Source organism: Kitasatospora sp. NPDC057738, from assembly GCF_042798815.1.
GTDB classification, from domain to species: Bacteria; Actinomycetota; Actinomycetes; order Streptomycetales; family Streptomycetaceae; genus Kitasatospora; species Kitasatospora lactacystinica.
In genome coordinates this window covers 34,704-45,271 of sequence record NZ_JBHVJT010000083.1, presented here as the reverse complement: position 1 = coordinate 45,271, position 10,568 = coordinate 34,704, and the positions used below count along the sequence as shown (strand labels likewise).

General features: G+C 74.2%; 5 protein-coding genes and 1 pseudogene. 1 reads left to right on the top strand and 5 read right to left on the bottom strand.

Going from position 1 to position 10,568, the window contains the following annotated elements; translation table 11 throughout:
* The 3 genes and pseudogenes from ACFVGO_RS33340 to ACFVGO_RS33330 all read right to left on the bottom strand — a co-directional run.
* Positions 1 to 189 (bottom strand): annotated as a pseudogene (locus ACFVGO_RS33340) (hypothetical protein); the annotation flags it as partial.
* A 79-nt stretch (positions 190 to 268) separates the two neighbouring features.
* Entirely contained in the window at positions 269 to 1,204 is a 936-nt protein-coding gene (locus ACFVGO_RS33335) for a leucyl/phenylalanyl-tRNA--protein transferase (RefSeq protein WP_380635836.1), read from the bottom strand.
* A complete protein-coding gene (locus ACFVGO_RS33330) occupies positions 1,201 to 4,602 on the bottom strand; it encodes an amino acid adenylation domain-containing protein (protein WP_380635834.1) in 3,402 nt (1,133 codons plus the stop codon). Before ACFVGO_RS33330 ends, ACFVGO_RS33335 begins: the two co-directional genes overlap by 4 nt.
* A 257-nt stretch (positions 4,603 to 4,859) precedes the next feature.
* Between ACFVGO_RS33330 and ACFVGO_RS33325 the strand changes: the two genes are divergently transcribed.
* On the top strand, positions 4,860 to 8,090 hold the full coding sequence (locus tag ACFVGO_RS33325) for a putative bifunctional diguanylate cyclase/phosphodiesterase (protein ID WP_380635832.1): 3,231 nt from the start codon (positions 4,860 to 4,862) through the stop codon (positions 8,088 to 8,090).
* Positions 8,091 to 8,107: 17 nt separating this feature from the next.
* Here the strand turns inward: ACFVGO_RS33325 and ACFVGO_RS33320 are convergent, their stop codons facing one another.
* Both ACFVGO_RS33320 and ACFVGO_RS33315 read right to left on the bottom strand, forming a co-directional pair.
* Complete coding sequence (locus ACFVGO_RS33320; RefSeq protein ID WP_359913507.1) at positions 8,108 to 8,341, bottom strand: helix-turn-helix transcriptional regulator; 234 nt, start codon at positions 8,339 to 8,341, stop codon at positions 8,108 to 8,110.
* Between the two features lie 171 nt (positions 8,342 to 8,512).
* Entirely contained in the window at positions 8,513 to 10,318 is a 1,806-nt protein-coding gene (locus ACFVGO_RS33315; RefSeq protein ID WP_380635829.1) for a CocE/NonD family hydrolase C-terminal non-catalytic domain-containing protein, read from the bottom strand.
* Positions 10,319 to 10,568: the final 250 nt, after the last annotated feature.

Here is a 10,568-nt window from a genome sequence, read left to right as displayed (position 1 = left end):
GCCGGCGGGCGGGGCGGCGGCTGGGCTGCCCCTGGCGGCGGTCGCGGCCGGTTCGGCGACGTTTGCGGCGGCCGGTGCGGCACCGGCCTGGGAGGTACCGGGGCTGGTCGGCCCGCACGCGGCGGCCCCGGCGAGGACGAGGGTGAGGACGGCGGGGCCGGCGGCCCTGCCTATGGAGCTCTTGAACACGCGGCGTCATGTTACTGACGAGGAATAAGTTTGTCGAAGACAGGCCAAAAAAGGCGGACCTATCAGGTTTAACCGCAGGTCATCCGAGGTCCGTCAGAGTGGACGGATCAGCCGGGCGAACCGGGCCCCGCCCCAGCCGCGCCGCCGGCAGCGGAGACCCGTCCAGCGCACCGACCCCGCCCGCGCCCCTGCCCGCGCCCCCGTCCGTGTCCTCGCCCTCGCCCTCGCCCCAGAGCTCGGCGAGGTACCGCGAGCGCGCCATCGGTTCCGCCCCGAGGCTCCGCACGTGCGGCCCGTCCCACTGCGCGTCGAGCAGCCGCCCGCCCGCCGCGCCGAACCTCGCCCCGAGGTCGGCGACGGCGACCCGGGCGGCGTCCGGACGGCGGTGGAACATCGAGTCCAGGCTCAGCACCGGGCCGACCACCACCCCGAACACGCCGCCGATCAGCTCCTCCCCCTCCCACACCTCGCCGCTGTGCGCCGCCCCCAGCCCGTGCAGCTCCATCAGCGCTGCCGCCAACTCCTCCGTGAGCCAGACCGGCTGACGCCCCTCGGCGCACGCCGCCAGCACCTGCCCGAAGGCCCGGTCCGCGCTCGTCCACCACGAGGACCGGTTGCGCAGCCGCCGCTCCAGCCGCCTCCCGAGCCGTACGCCGTCGGGCGCGATCACCGGCCTCGGGTCGGGCGACCACCAGGCCAGCGCGTACGGGTCCGTCCCGCCCGGCAGCAGCGCCACCTCGCCCGCCTCGACGGCGTCCCCGTACAGCGCCTCGCTGTACGCGCTCGCGTACACGTCCGCCGCCGGCAGCGGGAACAGCCCGCGCCGGTACGCCGCCAGCAGTTCTCCGGGCCCGAGCGACCCGCCGAAGGCCACCGGGCCGTCGCCGGGGCCGAGTCGCCCGCCCAGCGCGTCGAAGAGGCTCGCGCCGGAAAGGCTCCCCTCGGAACGACTCCCGTCGGAAAGGCTCCCCTCGAAACCGCTCCCCTCGAAACGGCTCCCCTCGGAACGGCTCACGGCGACGCCGCCCGCAGGAAGCCCTCCCGCTCCAGCCCCGCCAGGTAGTGGTCGATCAACCCGGCCTCCACCGGGGGCAGTTCGATCCCGCTCCCGGCCAGCGCCGCGTCCGCGTTGACCCGCTCGAACAGCGGGAACGTCGGCCGGAAGTACATCTCGCTGATCGACAGTTCCGTCCCCGGCGCGCGGTCCACGAACAGCGGGACGAACGGTGCGATCGGGTGCGTCGGGTTCCCGGCGGCGAACCGGACCAGCCGCCGCACCCAGTCCCCGTACGGCAGTGGGGCGATCCGGTGGCCGCGCGCCCGCAGCCGCTCGGCGAGGTCGGCGAGGACGCCCGGCTGCGGGGAGGTGAGGTGGTAGACCTCGCCGGCGGCCGGTGCGTGGGCGGCGATGTGGGCGACGGCCCGGGAGAAGCGGTCGGCGGGGACGAAGTCGAGCAGCAGTTGCACGTCCGGGCAGGTCCCGCTGTCGGCCAGGTAGGCGATCAGCGCGCACAGTTCGGTGCCGGTGTTCATCGCGCCGTCCGCGAGGTCCCCGGTGACGTCGTTGGTGCGCAGCACGGTGACCGGCAGGCCGGCGGCGGCCGCGTTGTGCAGCAGCTGTTCGGCGACCCACTTGCTCTCGACGTAGCCGACGCCGAGCCGTTCCGGGTGGGCGAGCGGGGTCCGTTCGGTGACCTTCGGGACGCCGACCGCGCCGAAGCCGGCCAGGACGGCGAGGGTGGAGAGGTAGTGCACGGGGATGCCCCGGCTGTGCCCGGCGAGCCGGACGACCTCCCGGGTGCCGCCGACGTTGGGGCGGCGCAGCTGGTGGTACGGGTAGAGGAAGTTGACCTGCCCGCCGAGGTGGTGGATCGCGTCGAGGTGCCCGGCCAGCCAGTCGAACCGGTGGTCCGTCAGCCCGAGTGCGGGCCGGGTGAGGTCGCCGACCAGCGGCACCACCCGCCGGTCGGCGAGGTCGTGCCGCAGGAAGCGCTGCTGCGCCGCCCGCAGCCGTTCCAGCGCGTGTTCCTCGTCGGGCGCGCGGACCAGGCAGTGGATGCGGGCCCGGGTGGTGGCGAGCAGCGCGTGCAGCAGGTGGGCGCCGCAGAAGCCGGTGGCGCCGGTGAGCAGGATCTCGGCGGGCTCGGCCCGGGAGGGCGCCGGGCTCCAGGACTGCCGGAGGTCGTCGGTGAGCCGGGCCTCCGCGAACCAGTCGACGCCGGCGTCCCGTTCGGCGCCCGCGGGGCCCTCCGTGCGCGCCGCCCGCAGGGTCCCCGCGAAGGCGTGCAGGACGGGTTCGCGCAGCAGTGCCCGGGTGAGCGCCCGCACCTGCCCGACGTCGATGCCGAACATGATCCGGGCCCGCGCCAGCATCTCCATCGCGAGCAGCGAGGTGCCGCCGAGGGCGAAGAAGTCACCGTCCGGGCCGACGTGTTCGACGCCGAGCAGCTCCGCCCACAGCTGCCCGACGCCCGCCTCGACCGCGTCCGCACCGGACGCATCGGACGCATCGGACGCACCGGACGCACCGGAGGCACCCGCTCCGGCCGGAACGACCGGAGCAGTCGGAACGGCCGGATCAGCCGGGCCGGACGGACCACCCGAACCGACCGAACGCACCGGCGCCTGCGGCAGCCGCCGCCGGTCGATCTTCCCCGCCGCCGTCAGCGGCATCGCCGCCAGCGGCACGAAGTCGGCCGGCACCAGGTACTCCGGCAGCCGCTCGGCCAGGAACGCCCGGATCCCCCGCGCCCCGCCGGCCGCCCCGGGGGCGAGCGTGTAGTACGCCGTGAGCGTGCGGCTGCCGTCCGCCGCCTCCCCGTCGGCCGCGATCCGGGCCTGCCGGACGTCCGGGTGGGCGGCCAGGACGGCCTCGATCTCGGCCGGGTCCACCCGGTGCCCGCGCACCTTCAGCTGGTCGTCGAAGCGCCCGAGGATCTCCAGCTGCCCGTCGGCCCGCCACCGTCCGGCGTCGCCGGTGCGGTACATCCGCTCGCCGGGCAGCGGCGCGTACGGGTCGGGCAGGAAGGACTCGGCGGTGAGCCCGGCCTGCCGCCAGTAGCCGCGGGCGAGGCCGGGCCCGCCGAGGTGGATCTGCCCCTTCTCCCCGGGCCGGACGGGGCGCAGCCGGGCGTCGAGCACGTGCACCCGCACTCCGGGCAGTGGCCGGCCGATCGGTACGGGCGCGGCGGAGCCGCCCGGTCCCCCCGGGCCCGGGCCGGTGGCGCCCCCGCCGAGGAGGTCGGCCGTGACCTCGCAGAGCGTCGAGGTGACGGCCGCCTCGGTGACCCCGTACGCGTTGAGCAGCCGGGCGCCGGGCAGCCGTTCCAGGCAGCGGCGGCAGTCGTCGGCGTGCACGACGTCCCCGCCGACCACGAGCAGCCGCAGTTCCCGGGGGCCGGGCCCGCCGGGCGGGAGCAGGTCGAGCAGGTGGTGCCAGTAGGCGGGGGTGAGGTCGGCGACGGCCAGGCCCAGCCCGGGCAGCCGGCCGGCCAGTTCGGTGGGCGCCCAGGTGCCGCCCGCGTCCCCGCCGCCGCCCAGCACGACGGTCGCGCCCGCGAGCAGGGCGCCGAACACCTGCTCCAGCGCGGTGTCGGAGCCCAGCGCGGCCAGTTGCAGGACGCGTTCGCCGGGGCGCAGCCGGTAGGCGTGGACGATCCGGTCGAGGGTGAACAGCAGCGCACGGTGGGTGACGGGCACGCCTTTGGGGCGGCCGGTCGTGCCGGAGGTGTAGATCAGGTAGGCGAGGTCGTCCGGGACGGCGCCGTCGTCGCCCAGGAACTCGCCGGAGCCGCCGCCCCCCGGTCCGAGCACGGGTACCCGGGAGGTCCCCGGGAAGCCGTCGCCGTCCGCGACCACCACCCGGGCCCCGCAGTCCTCGACGAGCCCGGCCAGTCGTCGCCGCGGGTGGGCCGGGTCCAGTGGCAGGAAGGCCCCGCCGGCCTTGAGCACGGCCAGCCAGGCGGTCACCAGCCCGGCCCCGCGTTCCAGGCAGACCGGCACGACCTGCTCGGGGCCGGCTCCGCGGGACCGGAGCGCGGCGGCCAACCGGTCGCTGCGCAGGTCGAGTTCGCGGTAGCTCAGCGTGGCGTCGGCGGCGATGACGGCGACCGCCTCCGGGTCGTGCGCCGCCCGCGCGCGGAACAGTCCGTGCACCGTGTCGGCGAATCCGGCCGCCGCCCGCCGTACGGGGGCGCCGTCGGGGAAGCCAAGTTCGGCGGGGCGCCACTCGTGTTCCACCCGGTCCCGGCAGTCGGCCCGCCCGGCCGGTCCGTGGACCTGCCGCCAGCCGGCCGGGACGGTCAAGTCCCCGGGCCAGATCGCATACTGACCGTTGTCGTTGCGGACCACGGCGTGACGGCCGGAGCTCGCATCCGTGCGTACGCCCTGTGCGCTGTCTACTGCGTCGTCCACCGGCTTGACCTCGTGCTGTGGCGGCAGAATGCTGGGGAGTGCGACATTTCCGACTATACGCACTCCTGCCCCGTCGAGGCCGTCCGGTCGCACCCCCCACCGGACGCCTCGCTGCTGCGCGAAAGCGCCCACCCCGTCCCGCCCCGGGCCGGCCCGTACGCCTCGCCCGCCCAGTCCTCGCCCGAACTCCCCCGCCCGACCGGCGGGGTGGTGTCGCGGAGGAGGTAGCCTCGTTGACTCGCCGGTGCCAACGCCTGATGGCCTGTTACCTGCTCTGGATGGTGCTGTTCACCGGCATCTACTACGCGAATCCGAGCCAGCGGATCATCTGGTGGACGGGCATCGGCCTCGGCGGCGTCGCCGCGATCGTGGTCGGGGTCCGTCTCAACCGGCCCGCGCACGCGCGCTTCTGGTACGTGCTGGCACTCGCCAACCTCAGCTTCACCGTGGGCGAGGTGATCCAGGCCGTCCAGCTGGACATCCTGCACCTGCCCAACCCGTTCCCGTCCGTCGCGGACGGCTTCTACCTCGCCGAGTACGTGCTGTACGCGGTCGGCGTGCTGGGCTTCATCCGCTGGCGCACGGCCCGTCAGGACCGCGCCGGGCTGCTCGACGCCCTCATCCCCACCATCGGACTGGCCCTGCTCGCCTGGATCTACCTGATCCTCCCGTACGCCCGGAACCCGGACCTCGACTGGATCCAGAAGGCCGTCTCGATCGCCTACCCGCTCGGCGACGTGGTCGTGCTCGCCCTGCTGCTGCGCCTGCTGACCCCGCGCGGGGGCAACTCCCGCTCGCTGCAGCTGCTCGCCGTCGGCTCGCTCGGCCTCCTGGTCTCCGACGTGCTGTACGGGCTGGTCCAGCTGCACGGCACCTGGCACATCGGCACGCCCGTCGAACTCGGCTGGGCCGCCTTCTACACCGCCTGGGGCGCGGCGGCGCTGCACCCGTCGATGGTCGAGCTGACCCGGCCGGTGCCCACCCAGCAGCCGGACCTGAGCACCGCCCGGCTGGTGCTGCTCACCCTCGCCTCGCTGATCGCCCCGGCGATCCTGATCATCGAGGCGCTGGCCGGCAACACCGGCAACGCGGGCGTGATCGGCGCGTTCTCCGCGCTGCTCTACCTGCTGGTGCTGGCCCGGCTGGCGGTGGTCGTCTCCGACCGCCGGCAGGCCGTCGCCCGCGAGCGGACGCTGCGCGAGGCGGGCGCCCGGCTGACCGCGGCCGTCACGGTGGAGGAGGTCGCGGACGCCGTCCAGTCCGCCGCGTCGACGCTGATGCCGGCCGAGGCCGGACACGTCGCCCTGCTCGCGGTGACCGAGGAGGGCGTGCTGCACGTGCGGCACGCCGGGAGCGGCTCCGCCCGGCAGGCGCCGCAGGACGCCGCGCCGTCCGAGCAGGTGCTGGAACTCGCCGCCGCCCGGGAGACCCTGCTGCTGCCCGTGGCCGCCCTGGGCCTGGACGCCGCCCCGTCCGTCTCGTCGAAGCCCGGCCCGTCCAAGCCCGGCCCCGCGCGGCCGGCCGCCGCCAAGCCCGCTGCCAAGCCCGGCGCGAAGCCCGGCGGCGACCGGCGCAACCGCCTCGGCGGCGGCATGCCGTACGCCCTGGTCTGCCCGCTCACCCTCGCCGAGCGCCCCTCCGGCGATCCGCTGATCGGCGCGCTCATCGTCACCGGCACCGAGCAGGAGCTGACCAGCCTCTGGAGCTCGCTGGAGATCCTCGCCGCGCAGGCGGCCCTCGCGGTCGAGCGGTTGGTGCTGAGCCGGGAGGTCATCCGCCGCAACAGCGAGCTGTACTTCCGCACCCTGGTGCAGAACGCCAGCGACGTCATCCTGATCCTCGACGCCGACGACGGCGTGCGCTACGCTTCCCCGTCCGCCGAGACGGTGCTCGGCCACCCGAACCTGGCCGGCACCCTGCTGACCGACCTGGTCCCGCCCGAGGACAGCCGGGAGGTCGGCAAGGCGCTGGCCCGGATGCGCGGGCCGGCCGACCAGCCCCGGGCGGAGCAGCCGCGCGAGCACTGGCGGCTGCTGCGCCAGGACCGCACCCCGATCGAGGCCGAGGTCCGCTTCAACGACCTGCGCGCGGACCCGACCGTGGGCGCCCTGGTGCTCACCCTGCGCGACGTGACCGAGCAGCGGCAGATGGAGCGCGAGCTGACCCACCGGGCCTTCCACGACTCGCTGACCGGCCTGGCCAACCGGGTGCTGTTCCTGGACCGGGTCGGCCACGCCCTCTCCCGGGGCGAGCGCAGCGGGGCCGTCACGGGGGTGCTGTTCATCGACCTGGACGACTTCAAGGTGGTCAACGACACCCAGGGCCACGCGGTCGGCGACGAGCTGCTGGTCGCGGTCTCGATGCGGATCTCCACCGCGCTGCGCGCCTCGGACACCGCCGCCCGCCTCGGCGGCGACGAGTTCGCGGTGCTGGTGGAGGACGCGCGGCGGCCGGCCGACGTGGACACCATCGCGTCCGGGGTGCTGGCGGTGTTCGCCGAGCCGTTCAAGCTCACGTCGGGCGCGGTGCGGGTGACGGCCAGCATCGGCGTGGCGACCACCGAGGACAGCGTGGACGCGACCGAGCTGCTCACCCACGCCGACCTCGCGCTCTACTCCGCCAAGGCGGCCGGCCGCCGTCAGTGGCGCCACTACCGGCCGGCCCTGCAGACCGGGATGGTGGAGCGGCACGAGCTGAACGAGCACCTCGACTCGGCGATCGCGGAATCGGCCTTCCAGCTGTACTACCAGCCGATCGTCGACCTGCGCTCGGGGGACCTGGTCGCCTTCGAGGCGCTGGTCCGCTGGCCGCACGACCGCCGCGGCATGGTGCTGCCCGACGAGTTCATCGCCCTGGCCGAGGAGAGCGGCCAGATCGTCCCGCTCGGCGCCTGGGTGCTGGAGCGCGCCGCCCAGGAGGTCGCGGCCTGGCACGCCGCGAGTTCGGCGGTCCGCTCCGCCGCCGGCCGGCCGCCGCTGCGGGTCAACGTCAACGTCTCGGCCCGGCAGTTCCGCGACGCCGGGTTCGTGGACGTGGTCCGCCGGGCCCTGGCCACCACCGGCATCGACCCGCACACGCTGGTGCTGGAGCTGACCGAGTCCGTGCTGATGCGCCGCGACGACCGCATCCACGCCGACATGGCCACCCTGTCCGGCCTCGGCGTCGGCATCGCCATCGACGACTTCGGCACCGGCTACTCCTCGCTGTCCTACCTGCGCGAGTTCCCGATCTCCCTGCTCAAGATCGACAAGTCCTTCATCGACGGCCTCGGCCACTCGCCCCAGCAGTACGCCCTGGTCGAGGGCATCACCCGGATCGCCGACACCCTCGGCGTCCAGGTGATCGCCGAGGGCATCGAGCACGCCGACCAGCGCGACCTGCTCGCCGCCATGGGCTGCCCGCTCGGCCAGGGGTACCTCTTCGCCCACCCCATGGACTCGCCGCAGGCCCGCGCCCTGGTCCGGCGGACCTCCTACGAACCCGCCTGAACGGCGGCCCGCCCCCGCTACTCCTTGCGCAGCGCGTGCGACAGCACCGTGAGCAGCGCCAGGGTGGGCCTCGCGTGCCCGGCCTCGACGGCCCGGACGTCGGCCTCCGGGAGGCCCGCCCGGGCGGCGAGGTCGCCGAGGGTGAGGCCGAGGTCGCCGCGGCGGGCACGGACGGCGCGGGCCAGGGCCTCGGCCGGGTCGCCGTCCGGATGGGCGGGGAAGTCCTCGATCAGGGGGCGCGCCAGATCCACCGAACTCTCCTCATCGGCCTGCGGGGCGCACAGTCTGGCACGCGATCAGCGGACGCGGACCCCAAGCGGAGGTCAAGGTTCCTTGACCTCCGCTTGGGGTCCCCGCGCCGCCACTCGACTCCCCGCGGCCCGCCGCCGGACGGCGACGTGCCGCGGGGGCGACTCCGGGGTTCAGCCCAGCGGCAGCTCCAGGCGGGACTCGTTGCCGCTCGGCGAGCCGACGGTGACGGTGCCGCGCTCCGCGGCGTAGGAGTACAGCTGGTCACGGCTGTTGACGACCAGCGCCAGCCGGTGGCCGGTCGGCACGTCGTACGCGGCGGGCTGGAGCGTCCAGCCGACGGTGGTGTCCTTCCCGGGAGTCAGACCGAGCACGGTGTACGGCTCGTGGGTGACGATCCGCGCCGTACCGTCCGGGGCGACGTCGAACAGGTAGGCCACCAGGGTGGCGGCATCCTCGGTGCTGCGCACGGTCAGCCGGACCTGCGCGGCGCCCCGGATCCGGCGGGCCGTCTCCCCCTGCCCGGTCAGCGGGTCGGTCGACCAGACCAGCAGGTTCTCCCGCTCGAACTCGGGCAGCACGTACTTCCGGGGGTTGCCCGTCCACTCCTTCTGGCCGGTGTCCATCACGGCGTCCACCGCCGTCGCCCTGGTCTCCACGCCCGCGGTGAAGCTCCGCGACCAGCCGTCGTTCTGCTTGTCGGCCAGCGCGCCGTCACCGTCGCCGTTGACACCGGTGAGGTACCACGTCTCCTCGCCGGTGGTGACGTCCGCCCACGAGTCGCGCGACTCGCGGCGGGCGGCCTCGGTGATCCGGTTGCCGCCGCCCAGCACGGGCTTGGTCCTGTAGGTGAACATCACCTGGCTGGTCACCTGCTTGCGGTTCGGCGCCTCGTTGTCGGCGCCCAGCAGGTGGTGGTCCAGGAATTCGTAGGCCTCCCGGAGGGGATCCGCCAGACCGGGGAACGGCAGGTGGGTCAGCAGGCCGGACATGCCGGCGCCCTCGGGCGCGCCGTGGTCGCCGATCCACAGGTTCAGCTGCTTGGGCACCGTCAGCCGGTTGTAGACGTCGATCACCGAGGAGGCCGGGAAGAGCGTCTCGTGCCAGGTGTTGGAGACGAAGGTCGGGATGCCCAGCCGGTTGGTCTCGCCGATGTACGTCTCCGGGGAGCGCCTGTTGCCCCAGGCGATCACGTCGTCGAGGTCGCGGTTCTGGTCGAACTTGTCGAGGATGTCCAGGGTCTCCGCGTCGAACTTGTCCTGCCTCTCCCCGCCGGTGAAGCCGACCAGCAGTTCAACGGCCTTGAGGTGCCGGGTGTCGTTGTCGTAGAGGCTGGTGGCCAGGTTGCCCCAGGTGCTCAGCGCGACCACGGCGGCCACCCGCTCGTCGGGGTCGTGCGCGGCGACCAGCTGGCTGATCCCGGAGCCGTAGGACACACCGAGGAAGCCGACCTTGCGCGGTTCGCACCAGCCCTCCGCGTGGGTGATCACCTTCGCCCCGTCGGCCCAGTCGGCGGGCCCGGCGACGTCGACGCGGCCGCCGGAGGTGGAGATCCAGCCCGGGTAGCCGAGGCCCCGCGGGGTGTAGGCCAGGACGTGGTAGCCGCGCAGCGCCAGCTTGATGTAGCCGTAGACGAAGGGCAGCCAGCCGAGCGGGTTCCAGCCGGCCGGCACGATCACGACCGGGCGCGGCTCGTCGCCCCTCAGCCTGATGCGGAACGCCGACAGGCGGATGTCCTCCTCCACCTCGATCCCGGTGACGTCGACGTCGGCGATCTGCCGCACCTTGGCCACCAGCTCGGCCAGTTCCGGCGGGAGCTGTACCGTCCCGTCGCCCTGGGCGGCCGCCTGCAGGGCGTTGCCGAGGTCGATGACGGCCTGGTTGACGGTGGTGCCGGGCCCCCGGAGTCCGTTGTCGGCGACGTCGGCGAGCGTGGCCTCGGTGATCGCCGGGATCGGCTCTCCACTGACGCTGGTCATGCGAACCACCCTTCCGTGACGGATACTGTTCGCATCCTTGATCACGGCGGGCGAAACGAAACTGATGAGACGTCAGATTCACTGAAATGGATGGAGCACCGATCAACTCTTGTCTATGACAATAGAGTTGTAGTATCCGCGCCCGACCTCGCAGCGGGGGGGGGGGGGGGGCCCACCCCCACCCCCCCCCCCCGACAGGCAACCAAAGCCACACCCACTCCACGGAGCTTGGCGTTAGCGTCCGCTCTCC

Coding starts and splice junctions, on each gene's coding strand:
- ACFVGO_RS33325 (WP_380635832.1), top strand. CDS start 4,860: ATGGCCTGTTACCTGCTCTGGATGGTGCTGTTCACCGGCATCTACTAC.
- ACFVGO_RS33315 (WP_380635829.1), bottom strand. CDS start 10,318: ATGACCAGCGTCAGTGGAGAGCCGATCCCGGCGATCACCGAGGCCACG.